This is a genomic window from Sulfitobacter sp. PR48 (assembly GCF_028807335.1).
In the GTDB taxonomy this organism is placed as follows: domain Bacteria; phylum Pseudomonadota; class Alphaproteobacteria; order Rhodobacterales; family Rhodobacteraceae; genus Sulfitobacter.
This window is the reverse complement of record NZ_JARAMM010000001.1, coordinates 319,598-336,731: the sequence shown is the minus strand read 5'-3', so window position 1 is coordinate 336,731 and position 17,134 is coordinate 319,598. Positions and strand designations below refer to the sequence as shown.

The window sequence follows — 17,134 nt, the reverse complement described above, 5'->3', positions numbered from 1 at the left end:
AGCAGTGCCAAAGCTGTTCGAGGATACAGATTTTCTGAAGCCGGTCAGCGATCCGTGGCAAGCAAAACTGACCCGGATGCCAGGCAATTCTGGCCCAAAGCGGCCCTTCGAGGCGGGCTGCGCGAGGGGTCGCTTTGCGGGACGGAGCTGCCGTGCCATTGGCGCGGTGCATACCCCCCAAGCGCCTCCGCCCGGCGTCAGCCGGGCATCGCCCGACCTCCCCCCGGAGGGCGATTTTGCACCGGCAACCAAGCCATGATCTGGTCTGCGGGCTGAAACGTTTCCCATCGCATATAGGTCTGGAACGCCCTCCAGGTCGGGCGATACCCGGCTGACGCCTCATGTTACTTTGGCCTCTTTCCGGACCTTCACTGCATTTTTCACGAACGCCCGCTTCGCCCCTGCCCATCCTTCGGACGCAGCGCCGCGCGCCGGGTCAGGGATGTGACGCAAAAGCCGGTTGTACCTGGCCGCTGACATGAACGGGCCGAAGCGGTGCTTCCCGGCGGCCTGCCGCGCCCTGTGCGCAAGGGGGTTGGCCGTTGATTTCGGGGCCGGTGCCGGTCATCTACGCGTAATCTGCCTGACGTTCGATACTTGCAGCGCTGTCCTTGCCCGACTATTCCGGTTCACAATGTCTTTGAGGGAGCCATCAGATGTCCAGCAACCAGCGCTTTGACAAATCCAAACTGCCCAGCCGCCATGTGACCGAAGGGCCCGCGCGCGCGCCGCACCGGTCCTACTACTATGCGATGGGCATGACAGACGAAGAGATTCACCAGCCGCTGGTCGGCGTTGCCACCTGCTGGAACGAAGCCGCACCCTGCAACATCGCGCTGAACCGGCAGGCGCAGGCGGTCAAGCTGGGCGTCAAGGCCGAGCAGGGCACGCCACGCGAATTCACCACCATCACCGTGACCGACGGTATCGCGATGGGGCACGAGGGGATGCGGTCCTCTCTGGCCAGCCGCGAGGCCATTGCCGACACCGTGGAACTGACCATGCGCGGCCATTGCTATGACGCCATCGTGGGTCTGGCGGGCTGCGACAAATCCCTGCCCGGGATGATGATGGCGATGATCCGGCTGAACGTGCCTTCGGTGTTCCTTTATGGCGGGTCGATCCTGCCGGGCAAGGCCCCGCGCGGCGCTGATGTCCCGCAGAGCTTTGCGGACAGGGACCTGACCGTGCAGGACATGTTCGAGGCGGTTGGCAATTTCCAGAACGGCACCATGACCGAGGCCGAGCTTGAGATCCTTGAACGGGTTGCCTGCCCCTCTGCCGGGGCCTGCGGCGGGCAGTTCACCGCCAACACCATGGCCTGCGTGTCAGAGGCGATCGGCCTTGCGCTGCCCAATTCTTCCGGTATGCCCGCGCCTTACGAATCCCGCGATGAATATGGCAAGGCATCGGGCGCTGCGGTGATGCACCTGATCGAAAAGAACATCCGCGCACGTGACATCTGTACCCGTGAGGCGTTCGAGAACGCGGCGCGGATCGTCGCCTGCACCGGCGGGTCCACCAACGCAGGTCTGCACCTGCCGGCGATGGCCCATGAGGCGGGCATCGACTTTTTCCTTGAAGATGTCTGCGACATTTTCCGCGACACCCCCTATTTCGTCGACATGAAGCCGGGCGGGGCATATGTCGCCAAGGATCTTTACGAGGCGGGCGGCGTGCCGGTCGTGATGAACGAGCTGCGCAAGGCCGGGCTTATCCACCTCGATTGCATGACCGCCACCGGCTATTCCATGGGCGAAGTGCTGGACCAGGTCACGCGTGAGGCGGACGGCAAGGTGATCCATTCCGTTGCCAACCCGATCAGCAAGACCGGCGGCGTCGTGGGCCTGAAGGGCAACCTCGCGCCCGAGGGTGCCATCGTGAAGATCGCCGGGATGAGCGAAGACGATATCGTCTTTACCGGCCCCGCATTGGTGTTCGAATGCGAACAGGATGCATTCGAGGCGGTGCAGAACCGTTCCTATTCCGAAGGCGACGTCTTTGTGATCCGCAACGAGGGCCCTGCGGGCGGTCCGGGCATGCGTGAAATGCTGGCGACCACGGCGGCGCTTTCCGGTCAGGGCATGGGCAAGAAGGTTGCCTTGATCACCGATGGCCGTTTTTCCGGCGCGACACGCGGGTTCTGCGTGGGTCACGTCGGACCGGAGGCGGCACATGGCGGGCCGATCGCATTGCTGAAGAACGGCGATATGATCACGCTCAATGCCATCGAGGGGTCGATCACCGTCGATCTGACCGACGAGGAACTGGCCAAGCGCAAATCCGAGTGGAAAGGCGCGCGGCCCACGAACTATGCCTCTGGCGCGCTGTGGAAATATGCGCAACTGGTCGGGCCGACCTATCTGGGCGCCGTCACCCATCCGGGTGCCAAGGCGGAAACCCATGATTACATGGACCTTTAAGGCACCACTGGCCGCGATTTCACTGATTGCCCTGACTGCCTGCGAAGGCGGACAGGGGGTCAGTTTTTTCGCAGGTGCCCTGGGATCGGAACCCAAACCCCTGTCGCGGGCGGATATGGCCGGGGGGGCTGTCACGCTTGTGGCGCCTTCCGGGTTCTGCATCGACAGCGCGAGCCTGAAGCAGCGTTTTGCCCTGATGGCGCGGTGCGACCGGCTGGGCGCACCTGCCGCCGCTGCGGCGGCTCCGCTGGGCGTGATGACGGTCAGCCTGTCCAAGGTGGCCCCCGGCACGACCCTGCCCGATCCGAATGTCACCGGTGCGGCATTGGGCCTGACCGAGGTTTCCGCCCCCACGGGTGACGAAAATACCCAGATCTTTCGGGCCAACGGGCCGGCCCCCACCGACGAGCTGGACGGCAGGCACTGGCGCGCGACCGCCCTGGTGAACGGACAGTTCATGGGCGTGGCGCTTTACGGGCCCAGGGGCGATGCGGAAGTGCAAGAAGAGGGCCGCAGCATCATCGAAGCGATGCTCAACCGGACACGCAGCGTGAACTGAGCGGGATTGTTTCCCAATCGGCAACAGTCGACTTTATCCATCCCCGACCCTGGCCTATTCATTTGAATGAAACCACCGGTCTGGATAGGATACGGAAAACAAAAGGCTTCTTGCAGATGTCCAAACTCGGCTTCAGTTTTCTGGATGGGAAAGTGTTCTCGCGCAATATCCGGCGCTGGGCGCGCGCTGCGCGCCTGGCCGATACGGCCGAACTGCCACTGCTGCGCCGTCAGCGGAACCGGGCAAGGATGCTCAAATCCCACCTCGACAAGCTGATCCATACCGCTGATGAGCGGCTGGCCCTGCCCATGATCGGCTCCACCAGCTTTCCCAAGCCGCATAACGCGGACTGGGCGTGGCGGCCCGAACTCTGGCGCGGGCCGTTGCCCACCCCCGGGATCAGTTCCGTACAGACCAAGAGCCTGCTGGGCAACGAAGTGACGCTGTTTCACGATTGCGAATATTCCGAACTGACCCTGCGCCAGCTGCGCAACCTGCGCGAAGAGGACCTGGCCCCCTATGGGTTGCGGCTGGATGTCTTCAAATTCGATGGTTCCTTCCTGTCGCTGGTTATCGACCTGCCGGAGGCGGGGGTGACTGGCCTGAAGCGAACCCACCTGCTGCGCATGGATGCCATCGTGGAGCTTGAGAAACCGCTGGAGATCTTTGCGCGGCTCAACATCCGCCACGGGCCGAACACCGAACAGATCGTCCGCGAATTGCCGCTGGACGAGGAAAACCACCGCGTCGAATTCGACCTGGCCTATTCCAACCTGAATGAAAAGCGGGTGGACCGGGCCTGGATCGACGTCATCTTTGAAGGGCCGCAGATGAACCAGGTGATCCTGCGTGACCTCACCTTCTCGCGCCGCCCCCGCGCCCATTTGTAAGGAGGATAGCGATGTCCACGTTGGAACTGACCAAGACGAAGATGAAGCAAGGGGTCTGGCAGGGGGTGATCACCGGTGCGGGCGATGACATGCCGAAGATCAAGGTCACCCATCAGAATCATCCTGTCGAAGGGGTGGAACTGGTGCACAACGAGAAGGCGGACCATTGGCTGCTGTCCGTCACCATCCCGCCAGAGGCGATAGCGGACGGGGTGCAGACCCTGTTGATCCAGGACGCCGCAACCCAAACGGAGCTGGGGCATATCACGGTGATGGCCGGTGAAATCCTGGGCGACGACATTCGGGCTGAAATGGATCTGCTGCGGGCAGAGCTGGACATGCTGAAACGGGCGTTCCGGCGTCACTGCGTTGAAACCGCCTGACTCCGGGCGAGACCCGGCACCGGACATGAAAAGGCCCGCCATCTCTGGCGGGCCTTTCGCATTTTCGGGATCAGAAGGGGCTCAGTCGTTGGGACCCAGCGCCGAGAGGCCCTTGAGGATGTCGATGGCATAGGCGAGCTGGTAATCTTCCTCGCGCAGTTCGGCGGCCTTTTCGGCCTTGGCCCGGTCTTCCTCGATCTGTTTGATCTGGTCCTCGGTCAGGCTGTCGTTGTTCAGGCTGCCGCGCAGGTCCGCTTCGGACCGCAACAGGCGGCGCGGTGTTTCCTCTTCCTCGGTTTCGGGGCGCGCCGGGGGTTGGGCAACGATGATGTCGGGCGATACGCCCAGCGCCTGGATGGACCGGCCCGACGGTGTGTAATACCGCGCTGTCGTCAGGCGCATCGCGCCGTCCCCGCGCAGCGGCATGACCGTCTGCACGGACCCTTTGCCAAAGCTCTTGGTGCCGATGACAACCGCCCGGCGGTGATCCTGCAGGGCGCCCGCAACGATTTCAGAGGCCGAGGCAGAGCCGCCGTTGATCAGCACAACCAGAGGCTTGCCCATGCTCAGGTCGCCCGGTGTCGCGTTGACCCGGTCACCGTCGGCCGGATCGCGGCCCCTTGTGCTGACAATCTCGCCTTCCTCAAGGAAAGCATCCGACACGGCAATCGCCTGGTTCAGCAGCCCGCCCGGATTGTTCCGCAGGTCGATGACAAAGCCGTTTACCTTTTCGATGCCGCCGGCCTTTTCAACCTGCTCGTCGATGGCTTCCTTCATCTTGGGGTAGGTCTGTTCGTTGAAGGTGGACAGGCGCAGGACAACGGTATCCCCCTCGATCCGCGAGCGGACAACGGTCAGCTCGATGGTGTCGCGGATGATCGACACGTCGAAGGGCTCCTGTTCGCCTTCGCGTACCACGGTGATCACGATTTCGGATCCGACCGGCCCGCGCATCAGTTCGACCGCATCGTCCAGCGCAAGGCCCAGCAGGCTTTCGCCGTTCACATGGGTGATGAAATCACCGGCCTCCACGCCCGCCTCGTCCGCCGGTGTCCCGTCGATGGGAGAGACCACTTTGACAAAACCGTCTTCCTGGGTGACTTCGATGCCGAGACCGCCGAATTCGCCGCGTGTCTGTTCGCGCATCTTCAGCGCGTCCTTGGGGGACAGATAGCTGGAATGCGGGTCAAGCGAGGTCAGCATCCCGTTGATCGCGGCTTCGATCAGGTCGCTGCTGTCCACTTCCTCGACATATTGGGCGCGGATACGTTCGAAGATATCGCCGAACAGATCCAGTTGCTCATAGACATTTTCGGTCTTGGCGGCCTCCTGCGCGAGAAGCGGGGCCGCAATCTGGGTGGTGGCGATCACGCCTGCGGCCGTACCGCCCAAAGCGGCCATCAAAAATCTCTTCATTGCCTATTCATCCTTCTCGGTCCGGAACCAGGCTTCTGGGTCCTGTGGAATGTTGTCTCTTCTTACTTCTATATAGAGCGTTTCTGTGCGGTCAGTGCCAGTGCCTTCACGATCAGGTGACAATGACGTGCCGCTTTCTGCCGCCTGCCTTGCGTCTTTTTCACCCATCAGCCCAATCGGTGTGCCGCCTGCGATGACCTGACCCGCCTCGCCATAGACCACGTCCAGCCCCGCCAGCACAAACAATGTGCGCGCTTCGGGTTCCAGAATCACCACATTGCCAAAGTCCAGCAACGGCCCGGTGTATCTGATGGTGGCGGCGGCAGGGCTGGTCACGATGGCCCGCGCGCGGGTCGCCATGATGATGCCGGGGCGCTTGACGCCTGCCGCATCGGCCTGACCGGCACGGCGCAGGACCAGACCCTGGACCGGCAGGGGCAATTCGCCGATCCGGCCCTGCAAGGTGACCGGGGCCGGTTCCACCTCGTCCGTGATGATCTCTGCCAGGCCGGATGCGAAACCATCCAGCGTTTCGGTGGATGCGATCAGGATCGCGGTGCGCACCGGGTCGGCGGTGAAACGGGTCGGCAGTTCGGTCCGGTTTGCCATCGCCTGGTTCAGCGCGGTGCGCGCCGCCTGCACCTGGGTCAGACCGGCCTGCAACCGCTCGGCGGCATCGACCTGCAGCAGGCGCAGGGTCTGCACATCTTCCAGATCGCGGCGCAGGGCGTCTGCCTGCCGGTTCAAGGCCGGTGTCAGTTCCGCCAGCAACATGCCCGCGCGCGCGGTGCCCACCGGGCCATCGGGGTGCAGAAATGCGGTGGGCGAGGGGTTGCCGCCAATGCTTTGCAGGACACCGAACAATTGCGCCACCTCGCCGTCGCGCGATTGCAGCTTTTTCGACAGTTGCGCCTCGTTGATGGCGGCCTGCCGCAGCCCGTCGCGCATGGCGCCGAGACCTTTTTCAAAGGCCTGAATGGTTTCGGTCAGCGCCATCACCCGGTCCCGCGCCCCTTCGGCCTTGTCCAGCATTTCTGCTGCCGTCTCCAGCTCTGCCGCTGCCGCGCGCGCCTGGGTGGTCGCCGCGGTTTCAGCGGCAGCGCAGATCGGCCAGACCAGCAGAACAAGGGCGAGGAGGCGGATCATGACAGCAGGTTTTTCCCCGTCATCTCTGCGGGCTGGGGCAGGCCCATCAGATGGAGCACCGTGGGCGCGAGATCGGCCAGGCGTCCGCTGGCCAGATGCGCATCCGGCGCGGCACCAACCACGGCCACCGGCACCGGGTTCAGCGTATGTGCCGTATGCGCGCCGCCGGTGTCGGGGTCGATCATGGTTTCGCAATTGCCGTGATCCGCTGTCAGGATCATCGCGCCGCCAGCCGCCTCCAGCGCCTGCATCACCCGGGCCAGACCGGAATCCACCGCCTCGCAGGCGGCAATCGCTGCGTCCAGATCGCCGGTATGGCCGACCATGTCAGGGTTGGCATAATTCACCACGATCAGGTCATAGCCATCCTCGATGGCCTTGACGAAGGTATCCGTCACCTCGCCCGCCGACATCTCCGGCTGCAGGTCATAGGTCGCGACATTGGGGGATTTCGGCATGTGGCGGTCCTCGCCCTCCGATGGCACTTCCTCGCCACCGTTCAGGAAAAAGGTCACATGGGGATATTTCTCTGTCTCAGCCAGCCGGAACTGGCGTTTGCCGTGCTGTGCCACCCAGGCGCCCAGCGTGTTGGGCAGGTCGGGCTTGTGGTACATGGTGGTCATGTAACCCGCATGTGCGTCTGAGTATTTCGCCATGCCCATGCAGGCCGCCCAGCCAGGCCGTCCGTCTGTGTCAAAGGCGTCAAAATCCGGATCGGCCAGCGCCGCCATGATCTCGCGCGCGCGGTCGGCGCGGAAATTCAGGCAAAAGAATCCGTCACCATCCACGGCACCGGCATAGTCGCCGATGATCGTGGCGGGGATGAATTCGTCATCGGTTCCGTTGTCATAGGCCGCCTGCACCGCCGCGCGCGGGCTGTCCGCCTGCTGGCCTTTGCCCCGGATGATCGCGTCGAAGGCGGTTTTCACACGGTCCCAGCGGTTGTCACGGTCCATCGCGTAATACCGCCCGGTGACCGTAGCGATCCGCGCGCCCGCGGGCAGGGCGGCTGTCAGGCTCTCGAAATATTCCAGCGCGGACCGTGGGGCGACATCGCGCCCGTCCGTCAGCGCATGGACCACCACAGGCACCCCGGCCGCGGTAAGCGCCCCGATTGCCGCGATCATATGGTTGAGATGCCCATGCACCCCCCCGTCCGAGACGACGCCCATCACATGGGCCGTGCCCTTGCTGTCCTGCATGGCGCTGATGAAATCCAGCAGCGGCGGGTTCTTTGCAAAATCGCCCTGTTCGATGGCCAGGTCGATCTGCCCCAGGTCCATCGCCACCACCCGGCCCGCGCCGATGTTGGTATGGCCCACCTCGGAATTGCCCATCTGGCCGCTGGGCAGGCCGACGTCCGGCCCGTGGGTGATCAGCGTGGCATGCGGGCAGGTTGCCATGATGCGGTCGAAGGTCGGGGTTCTTGCCAGTGCAGGGGCGTTACCGGTCCGGTCTTCGCGTACACCCCAACCGTCAAGGATACACAGAACCACGGGTTTCGGGATGCTCATCTGGGGCTGCTCCATCTTTTGTTTTGATGGCCTTTTAGCTGCTGTCGCGCCCGCCGTGAACCTCTTTCCTGTCACGATTGGCTGATGCGCGACATTCGGAGCGGGGCAACTTGCGCATCTGTCAGCGCGGAGGGCCAGGCTGACTGACAGGAGGCGGGTTGCGGGTCTTGTCCATGACCCGCAGTTTGGGCATAACGGGTCCTGCAACCGCCCTTTAGCCAAGGACCTCCTCCATGAGCCAGCCTGCGCCCGAAACCCGGATCGTGAATACCTATCGCATTGCCTGTGATGGCGGCGAAGGGGGGCTGGGCCATCCGCGTGTCTGGCTGCAGATCCCGCGTGACAGCGGTTGGGTCGAATGCGGCTATTGCGACTGCAAGTTCATCCACAGCGATTTCGAAGGCAAGCTCTGAGGGCATTGCCCCGGATGGCGGTGCCGCACGGCGGATTGTCCTGCTGATAAGGGCATTTCGCGCGGGTTGAACAAATGCCCGGCCTGGCGCGCAAAGCGCCGGCATCGGGACAATCTTGTGCTACGGATCACGGCAAGTGCTGCCGGTGATGTTGTAATGGGCCGGCCCCGCGCATAAGTTGCAGCGACCCCGTCAGTACGATGGGTCCCCAGCGAAAGTCCGGTGCATGGAACCCAGCATTTTTTCCTTTATCTGGAAATACTCGCGGCGTGACCAGCTTTACCTGCTGGCCTTCACGCTGTTCACCTTTCCGTTTCTCTACGCCACGCTGGAACTGCCCAAGCGGATCATCAACGATGCCATCGGCGCAGAGAGTGACAGGGTTTCGGTATTTGGTTTCGAGATTACCCAGGTGCAGTTCCTGCTGGCCCTGTGCTTTACCTATCTGATCGCCGTCATCGTGCACGGCTTGCTGAAAATGCGGCTGAACACCTTGAAAGGGGTCCTGTCGGAACGCCTGTTGCGGCGGTTTCGCTATCAGTTGATCAGCCGGATGATGCGGTTTCCGCGCAGTTATTTCCGCAAGACCTCGCAGGGGGAGCTGGTCAGCATGGTCACCTCGGAGGCGGAGCCGATGGGAGGCCTGATGGGCGATTTCATCGCCCAGCCGATGTTCCAGGCGGGTCAGATGCTGATCATCGTGATTTTCCTGTTCCTGCAAAGCTTCTGGTTCGGTCTTGCCGGGGTTGCCCTTATCCCGCTCCAGGCCTGGATCATCCCGATGCTGCAACGGCAGATCAACGAGCTGAACAAGGTCCGGATCAAGGAAGTGCGCCAGTTCTCGGCCGAGATCGGGGAAACCGCTGCGGGCATCGCGGATCTGCGCAGCAACGGTGGCTGGCGCTACCGGCTGGCGGCCTTTACCGACCGGCTGGGTCTGCTGTTCGACGTGCGGTTCCGCATCTACCAGAAGAAATTCTTCATGAAGTTCCTGAACAACTTCATCACCCAGCTGACGCCGTTTTTCTTTTACGCGGTGGGGGGCTATCTGGCGATTCAGGGGCAGATTACCGTGGGTGCGCTGGTTGCGGCGCTGGCCGCCTACAAGGACCTTTCGAGCCCCTGGAAGGAGCTGTTGACCTACTACAACCAGACCCAGGACATGTCGGTGCGCTGGGACGTGGTGATAGAACGCTTCAACCCGCCAAGGATGATCGACGAAGCGCTTTTTGAGGGCAGCCCGGAAGAGATCCCGCATCTGCGCGGCGATATCGCGTTTGACAGGGTGACGGTGCGGGACGAGGACGGCACAAACATCCTGCAAGACCTGAGCTTTACCATCCCCGCGGGCAGTTGTGTTGCCATCGAAGTCCCGAGTCAGTCGGAGCGGACGGCGCTGGCAGATGTGCTGACCCGAGAGGTAATCCCGTCACGGGGGCATGTCCATATCGCCGGATACGATCTGGCAGGTCTGCACCAGGCGGTGATCGCGGCGCGAATCGGCTATGCGGGTTCGCAGCCCTATATTTTCCAGGGAACCGTAGGGGACAACCTGCTGATGCCCCTGATGACGCATCCGTCGACCGTTCTGTGGGACCCCAAGATGAGCGACCGGACCACGATCGAGGCGCGCCGATCCGGCAACAGCCCGGACAGCACCAAGGCAGAATGGCTCGACCCGTCGATCGCGGATCTGGAAACCAGGGAGCAGATCTTCGATTTCTGGTACAAGATCACATCGGCGGTGGGCACCGCCGATCTGATTTTCCACAACATGCTGGATTCCCGCATGGACCCGGACAAACATCCGGAACTGGCACGCCGGATCGTGGCGCTGCGCGATGAGGTGCACCAGCGGCTGAAGGCCGACAAGCTGGACAAGGCCGTGTATCGTTTCGATCCCGAGGCTTTCAACCCGGCGGTGCCCCTCGGCGGCAACCTGATGTTTGCCGCGCCGCGCCGGGCGATCACCCAGAAAGGGCTGGTCGAAGAGGGCGGTTTCCTTGGCATGATCATCGAACAGGGCCTGGCGGAGCAGGGCATCGCCATTTCCCAGACCCTGATCGAGACGCTGCACGATACCTTTGGCCGCGACGGCACGGATCATCATCATCCGCTGTTCACCGCGCTGGGGATTGAGGATACCTTGTATGAGCAACTGGTCGACATCGCGCAGCGCCGCCGGGACAAGGGCGATGCAGCACTCACCGAGCAGGAATTCGCGCTGCTGCTGACGGTGCCTTTCGCCTTTACCGCCGAACAGATCGGCCCCGGTTTTCCCGAAAGCTTCAAACGGGAAATCCTGTCGATCCGCAAATCGCGCGGGCCCAAGCTGCGCGAAAAGGCGAAAGATCTGTTTGTCGAGATTGCGCCCGAAAATTACCTGCCGCGGCTGACCATACTGGAGAACCTGATTTACGGCCGTTTTTCAGCCATGGCAGGGTTGCAGGCCGATCTGGTCCGTGACGCGGTGGTCGAGGTAATGGCGGCACATAACCTCATGCAGATGGTCTCGGCCAACCTCTTTGACGTTCCGACCGATATCGGCGGGGCCAATCTGCCGGTGCTGTTTCAGGAGCGGGCGGCCTTTGGCCGGGCGGTGATCAAACAGCCGGATGTGCTGGTGTTCAATCAGGTCCTTGCCGGAGCCGATGCCCAGACCCAGAAGCAGATCAGCGACCGCCTGAGCGACCTGCTGCCCCATACCACGCAGATTTTCCTGAATGACAAGTTCGCGGATGTGGAGGCCTATGACGTGCATATCGAAATCCGCAATGGTCGTCTGGACGGTGCCTCCGAGGCCGAAGACAGCGACATGGACGAAGGCGCATCGGACGATCTGCGCCGGAAACTGCGCATCATCGCAAGCAACAGCCTGTTCAGCACGCTTGAACCGCGCCAGCAGCGTTTGCTGGCCTTTGCCGCGCAATGGTACAGCGCGGAGGCGGGCCAGGTCATCTTTTCCACCGGCGAGCGGGCTGATGCCGCTTATCTTTGCCTGTCAGGCAATGCGGAAATCGTCTGGGCCGGAAAGAACGGTGACACGCACCATGTCGCCGACGTGGGGCCGGGCCGGTTGATGGGCGATCTTTCGATCATTCTGGACGAACCCCGGCAGATGAACCTGATTGCGACCGAGCCCTGCCTGTTCCTGCGCATCGGGGCAGAGCAGTTCCGCTCTGTTCTGGAAAGCGACAAGACCTTGCTGCTGACCCAGTTGCGCACGGTTGCCGGCCATCTGACCGGCGCGGCCGAACTGATGCGCGCGGCCGGGCTGGAAGTGCCACGGGATTTCGGGCCGCCGCTCCCGCCCGCCATTCCGCAGGAGCCCGAACAGGGGCAAGAACCTTGACCGGAAATTATTCCGGTCTGGGGTCCTTTGTCGCCCCGGCGCGGGAAAAGTCGGAACTTTGGCGTTTCGCAGTGGGTGTGGTCATCGCGATTGCGGCCTATTTTGCCTTGAACCGGCTCTTTTTCGGCGCGGTTTACCAGATTGCCGGAAACCGGAGCAATGCGCTCTACAACAATCTGGTCACCGGGGAGACGCCCCTGGCGATGTTCCTGCTGCTGTCCAGCTTTGCCTGTATGGTGTTGAGCGTGGCCCTTGTTGTGCGTGTGCTGCATCGGCGGCCGGTTCGCAGCCTGATCGGACCTATGCCCCTGGCATGGAAGGATTTTCGCGCGGTCACGCTGATGCTGGCGGGTCTCAGCCTGGCGATCGCCCTGCTGCCTCCCTGGGACATGGGTGGCCCTTTCGTGTCCAACGTGCCTTTCGGGCAATGGCTGGTGTTGCTGCCCCTATCCCTGTTGGGTGTTTTCGTGCAGGTCAGCGCGGAAGAGATCTTCTTTCGCGGCTATGTCCAGCAGCAACTGGCGGCGCGGTTCCGCTCTCCGCTTGTCTGGGTGATCGCACCTTCGGCGTTGTTTGCACTGGGCCATTATCTGCCTGATTCAGCTGGTGAAAACGCCTTTGCCATCGCGCTTTGGGCTGGTGTTTTCGGGGTGCTCATGGCGGATCTGACCGCGCGGTCGGGGTCACTCGGGCCTGCAATCGCGCTGCACTTTTGCAATAACGTGTCGGCGATCCTGATCGTCTCCCTGCCCGACAGCCTGTCGGGCCTTGCGCTCTACCTCACCCCCTTCGGCATGCAGGACACCGAGATGCTTGCAGACTGGCTGCCCGTGGATTTCGCGATGATGCTCGTGTTCTGGCTGGCAGCCCGGGTCGCGATCCGCCGTTGATTGCATTTGTCGCACTCGGGGCTTATCTGGGGGCAAACAAGTCGTCAGGGGCCTGATATGAACTGGATCACGAACTATGTCCGTCCGCGGATCAATTCGATCTTTTCGCGTCGTGAAACGCCGGACAATCTGTGGACGAAATGCGATGACTGCGGCACCATGCTGTTTCACCGCGAGGTATCGGATAACCTGAACGTCTGTACCAACTGCGGCCACCATATGCCGATTTCCCCGCGTGACCGCTTTCGCGCGTTGTTCGACGGTGGCATTTATACAGACATCAAGGTGCCCGTGCCGCCTGCCGACCCGCTGCAGTTCCGGGATCAGAAACGCTATCCCGACCGTCTGAAGGCGGCACAGCGCGAGACCGGCGAAACCGAGGCGATGCTGGTGGGCACCGGTGAAATCGGCCGCACGCCCATTGTTGCGGCCTGTCAGGATTTTTCCTTCATGGCCGGGTCGATGGGCATGTATGTGGGCAATGCGATCATTGCTGCCGCGCAGGAAGCGGTGAAGCTGAAGCGCCCGCTGATCCTGTTTTCCGCTGCAGGCGGCGCGCGGATGCAGGAAGGCATCCTGAGCCTGATGCAAATGCCGCGCACCACGGTGGCGGTGCAGATGCTGAAAGAGGCCGGTCTACCCTATATCGTCGTGCTGACCCATCCGACCACCGGTGGGGTGACGGCCAGCTATGCCATGCTGGGCGACGTTCAGATTGCGGAACCCAACGCATTGATCTGCTTTGCCGGGCCACGGGTGATCGAACAGACCATCCGTGAAAAGCTGCCTGACGGCTTCCAGCGTGCGGAATACCTGCTGGATCACGGCATGCTGGACCGGGTGACACCCCGGACCGAGCTGCGCGAGGAACTGATCGGCATCACCCGGATGCTGCTGGGCCTGCCGCCTGCCGTGCGCGGCGATCTGCCCGCGCCCGAAGAGGAGGGCGGGGAACTGGCACATGCGCTGACAGGCGCGGAAGCCAAGCCCGCGGACGCGTCCAAGAAGGACGCCCCAAAAGCCGAGAAGAAATGACAGCCCCGACATCGGACGCCATCCTTGCGCGGATGATGGCGCTGCACCCCAAGATCATCGACCTGACGCTTGACCGGATGTGGCGGCTGCTGGAAGCACTGGGCAATCCGCAAAACGATCTGCCACCGGTGATCCATATTGCCGGCACCAATGGCAAGGGGTCGACCCAGGCCATGATTCGCGCAGGCCTTGAGGCGGCGGGCAAAGATGTGCACGCCTATACATCCCCCCATCTGGCGCGGTTTCACGAACGCATCCGGCTGTCTGGCGAGTTGATCGCCGAGGATGCTCTGACCGAGGTGCTGGATGAATGCTACGCCGCCAACGGCGGCGGCAACATCACCTATTTCGAGATCACGACCGCGGCGGCGCTGCTGGCATTTGCCCGCACGCCTGCGGATTACACGCTGTTGGAAGTCGGTCTGGGCGGACGGCTGGACGCGACCAATGTGGTGGAAAAACCCGCGCTGAGCATCATCACCCCGGTGTCGGTGGACCATCAGCAATACCTGGGTGAAACACTGGCCGAAATCGCCGGCGAAAAGGCGGGGATCATCAAGCGGGGCGTGCCCTGCATCGTGGGACCGCAGGAGGAAGCGGGCCTTGAGGTGATCGAGGCACGGGCGGCGCGGCTGGGCGCGCCGGTGCTGGCATACGGACAGCAATGGCATATCGGTCAGGAAGCCGGGCGCATGGTCTATCAGGACGAGCGCGGTCTGCTGGATCTGCCCCTGCCCAATCTGCCCGGTGCGCATCAGGTGATGAACGCCGGGGCGGCGCTGGCCGCTCTGCGGCATCTGGGCGTGAGCAACGAGGCCTGCGAGGCTGCGGTGACCGGTGCCTACTGGCCCGCACGGATGCAGCGGCTCAGAACCGGGCCGCTGGTCGATCTTGCGGGCGCGGCCGATCTGTGGCTGGACGGGGGCCACAACCCGGCGGCGGGCGAGGCTATCGCGGCATTGCTTGCCGAGGCGCCCGACCGCCCCACCCACCTGATCTGCGGCATGCTGAACACCAAGGATATCGGCGGTTACCTGCGCCCGCTGGCGGCACATGCGCGGTCGCTGCACGCGGTTTCCATTCCCGGCGAATCCGCGACACTGCCCGCTTCGGAAACCGCGAAGGCCGCGCGGGCGGCAGGGCTGGAGGCCGTGGAATCTCCCGATGTGGCACATGCGCTTGCTGATATCGTGGCGCAGGACCCCCATGCACGGGTGCTGATCTGCGGGTCGCTTTACCTTGCCGGTGTGGTGTTGCGCGAAAACAGCTAACGGGCGATATTTCGTTGCAGATGCTCCTCTGGGGGCCAGATGTGGTATGATGTACCTCAATTCACACGTGGTTTGACCACAAGAACATATTGAGGACGACACCGGAGCAGCACCATGGCACATCAATCGAACACCATCTCCGAAAAGCAGAGCGACGACCGTGGCCTGTCTCAGGCGATCTTTATCATGGTTGGCATCGGCATCATCCTGGGCGGTCTTTGGTTTCTGTATCAAAGCACCGCGCCTTATCATCCGGACGTCACCGGCGGGCAGGAAGAGATCTATCTGTCCACCGACAGCTAGGCTCTGGACCCATTAATTCTATTTGCTCAGTTTGACAGATTTTTTCGCAGACCAGAAGCATCTGCGCAAGAATAGTGGTTCTATTTCAAGCAGATGCGCCACCTCCTCTCGGGACATTGCTGCGCAATGCCCTGCCGGGCAATGGGCTGCGGGAAAATCCGTCAAACCCGTCACGCCAAAGGCGTGCCAACATGACTCGGCGCTCCTTCGGAGCGACGGGCGGTAATTTCGCTTCATTTCAACGTCTTGGGTCGCTTGCAAATAGAACCACTATTGGCTGCACGCCCCAAACCTTTGAAAATTCGCGAAATCGCCGCTGAGCATATAGAATTAATGGGTCCAGAGCCTAGGATCCCGGTCCAGCGCCTAACTGCCCCAGCCTTCGGCCTGCATTTCGCGCAACCGTGATGCAGTGCGTTCGAATTCAAAGGTGCCTTCTCCTTCGAGGTAGAGCATTTCCGGCACGGCAGCGGCAGAGCAGATCAGCCTGACGCGCGCCTCGTACAGGGCGTCGATCAGGGTGACGAAACGTTTCGCCTCGTTGAAGTTGCTGCGGCCTAGCTGCGGGATGTCGTCCAGCAGAAGAACCCGCACGGCATCGGCCAGCGCGAGGTAGTCAGCCGCACCCAGCGGTTTGCCGCATAGCCCGTGAAACCCGGCCCGCGCCATACCATTGCGAAAGGCCGGTATCTCGACCTCGCGGCCCTTGACCTTGAGGATCAGGGGCGCGCCCGGTCCGCCGGCCAGATCGTTCCAGACCGCATCCATGGTCGCGCGGCTTTCGGCATTCACCGGTGTGAAATAGACCTGACTGCCCGCCAGCCGGTCCTGCCGGTAATCCCTGGGGCTGGCCAGTTCATGCACCACCATGCGATCCTTGATCAGATCGATGAAGGGCATGAACAGATTCCGGTTCAGCCCATCCTTGTACAGGTCGTCCGGCACCCGGTTCGACGTGGTCACCACCACGACACCGGCGGCAAAAAGCGCCTGGAACAGGCGGCCCACGATCATCGCATCGGTGATGTCGGTGATCTGCATTTCGTCAAAGGCCAGCAAGCGGACGGATTCGGCCACTTCGGCCGCGACCGGGGCAATGGCATCGTCCACGCCGGTCTTGCGGGCCTCGTGCATGGCGCTGTGGATTTCCTGCATGAAGGCATGGAAATGGACCCGTCGAGACGGAATGTCGCCCATATGATCAACAAACATGTCCATCAGCATGGATTTGCCACGCCCCACCCCGCCCCAGAGGTAAAGCCCCCTGGGCGGTTCGGGTGCCTTGCGGAACAGACCCTTCTTGACGGGGTGCAACAGGGCTGTGCGGATGCGGTCGAATTCCGGCAAAACGGCCTGTTGCGCCGGGTCCGCTGTCAGCTTTCCCTGGGCAATCAGGTCATCATAGGTTTCTTGCAGTGTCGGCATGGGGATTTCTTACAGGCCCGCGCCGGCGATGGAAAGCAGCGGCGCCTGCGCCCGTCGCATAAAGCGCCCGCCCCGCCTTAAACCTGCATCGCCGATACCCTGCCGCGCCACGCG

14 protein-coding genes are annotated in these 17,134 nt (G+C 62.5%); 10 read left to right on the top strand and 4 right to left on the bottom strand.

Features of this window, described 5'->3' with window-relative positions; genetic code table 11:
• The first annotated feature begins 656 nt into the window (after positions 1-656).
• The 4 genes from ilvD to PVW51_RS01625 all read left to right on the top strand — a co-directional run bounded on the left by ilvD (position 657) and on the right by PVW51_RS01625 (position 4,255).
• The gene (gene ilvD / locus PVW51_RS01640; RefSeq protein WP_114274274.1) at positions 657-2,423 is read left to right on the top strand and encodes a dihydroxy-acid dehydratase; all 1,767 of its coding nucleotides are present in this window, start codon (positions 657-659) and stop codon (positions 2,421-2,423) included.
• The gene (locus tag PVW51_RS01635) at positions 2,404-2,982 is read left to right on the top strand and encodes a hypothetical protein (RefSeq protein ID WP_274573334.1); all 579 of its coding nucleotides are present in this window, start codon (positions 2,404-2,406) and stop codon (positions 2,980-2,982) included. Before ilvD ends, PVW51_RS01635 begins: the two co-directional genes overlap by 20 nt.
• 116 nt (positions 2,983-3,098) lie before the next feature.
• Positions 3,099-3,872, top strand: coding sequence for a DUF6478 family protein (locus PVW51_RS01630; protein ID WP_269366925.1), 774 nt, complete (start codon positions 3,099-3,101; stop codon positions 3,870-3,872).
• Between the two features lie 11 nt (positions 3,873-3,883).
• Positions 3,884-4,255 (top strand): hypothetical protein, encoded by a 372-nt coding sequence (locus PVW51_RS01625; protein WP_274573333.1) that lies wholly within the window; start codon positions 3,884-3,886, stop codon positions 4,253-4,255.
• An 81-nt stretch (positions 4,256-4,336) separates the two neighbouring features.
• On the opposite strand, the gene PVW51_RS01620 is transcribed toward PVW51_RS01625, so the two are convergent.
• The 3 genes from PVW51_RS01620 to gpmI are packed head-to-tail and all read right to left on the bottom strand — an operon-like array spanning position 4,337 to position 8,331.
• Complete coding sequence (locus PVW51_RS01620) at positions 4,337-5,671, bottom strand: S41 family peptidase (RefSeq protein ID WP_274573332.1); 1,335 nt, start codon at positions 5,669-5,671, stop codon at positions 4,337-4,339.
• Between the two features lie 3 nt (positions 5,672-5,674).
• Positions 5,675-6,817 carry a murein hydrolase activator EnvC family protein gene (locus tag PVW51_RS01615; protein ID WP_274573331.1) on the bottom strand — a complete coding sequence of 381 codons (1,143 nt, stop codon included), beginning with the start codon at positions 6,815-6,817 and terminating at the stop codon, positions 5,675-5,677.
• A complete protein-coding gene (gene gpmI / locus PVW51_RS01610; protein ID WP_274573330.1) occupies positions 6,814-8,331 on the bottom strand; it encodes a 2,3-bisphosphoglycerate-independent phosphoglycerate mutase in 1,518 nt (505 codons plus the stop codon). Before gpmI ends, PVW51_RS01615 begins: the two co-directional genes overlap by 4 nt.
• A gap of 233 nt (positions 8,332-8,564) precedes the next feature.
• Here gpmI and PVW51_RS01605 point away from each other — a divergent pair, with 233 nt between their 5' ends.
• The 6 genes from PVW51_RS01605 to PVW51_RS01580 all read left to right on the top strand — a co-directional run bounded on the left by PVW51_RS01605 (position 8,565) and on the right by PVW51_RS01580 (position 15,595).
• Complete coding sequence (locus tag PVW51_RS01605; protein ID WP_114274281.1) at positions 8,565-8,744, top strand: zinc-finger domain-containing protein; 180 nt, start codon at positions 8,565-8,567, stop codon at positions 8,742-8,744.
• A 226-nt stretch (positions 8,745-8,970) separates the two neighbouring features.
• Positions 8,971-12,096 carry an ABC transporter transmembrane domain-containing protein gene (locus PVW51_RS01600; RefSeq protein WP_274573329.1) on the top strand — a complete coding sequence of 1,042 codons (3,126 nt, stop codon included), beginning with the start codon at positions 8,971-8,973 and terminating at the stop codon, positions 12,094-12,096.
• Positions 12,093-12,986: a CPBP family intramembrane glutamic endopeptidase gene (locus tag PVW51_RS01595; protein ID WP_274573328.1), complete on the top strand. Its 894-nt coding sequence runs from the start codon at positions 12,093-12,095 to the stop codon at positions 12,984-12,986. The genes PVW51_RS01600 and PVW51_RS01595 overlap by 4 nt, the downstream gene beginning before the upstream one ends.
• A gap of 57 nt (positions 12,987-13,043) precedes the next feature.
• On the top strand, positions 13,044-14,021 hold the full coding sequence (accD, locus tag PVW51_RS01590; protein WP_269363367.1) for an acetyl-CoA carboxylase, carboxyltransferase subunit beta: 978 nt from the start codon (positions 13,044-13,046) through the stop codon (positions 14,019-14,021).
• The gene (locus PVW51_RS01585; RefSeq protein ID WP_274573327.1) at positions 14,018-15,292 is read left to right on the top strand and encodes a bifunctional folylpolyglutamate synthase/dihydrofolate synthase; all 1,275 of its coding nucleotides are present in this window, start codon (positions 14,018-14,020) and stop codon (positions 15,290-15,292) included. The genes accD and PVW51_RS01585 overlap by 4 nt, the downstream gene beginning before the upstream one ends.
• A 114-nt stretch (positions 15,293-15,406) precedes the next feature.
• A complete protein-coding gene (locus PVW51_RS01580) occupies positions 15,407-15,595 on the top strand; it encodes a hypothetical protein (protein WP_269363370.1) in 189 nt (62 codons plus the stop codon).
• A gap of 366 nt (positions 15,596-15,961) precedes the next feature.
• Here PVW51_RS01580 and zapE read toward each other — a convergent pair whose 3' ends face one another.
• A complete protein-coding gene (zapE, locus tag PVW51_RS01575; RefSeq protein WP_274573326.1) occupies positions 15,962-17,020 on the bottom strand; it encodes a cell division protein ZapE in 1,059 nt (352 codons plus the stop codon).
• Positions 17,021-17,134: the final 114 nt, after the last annotated feature.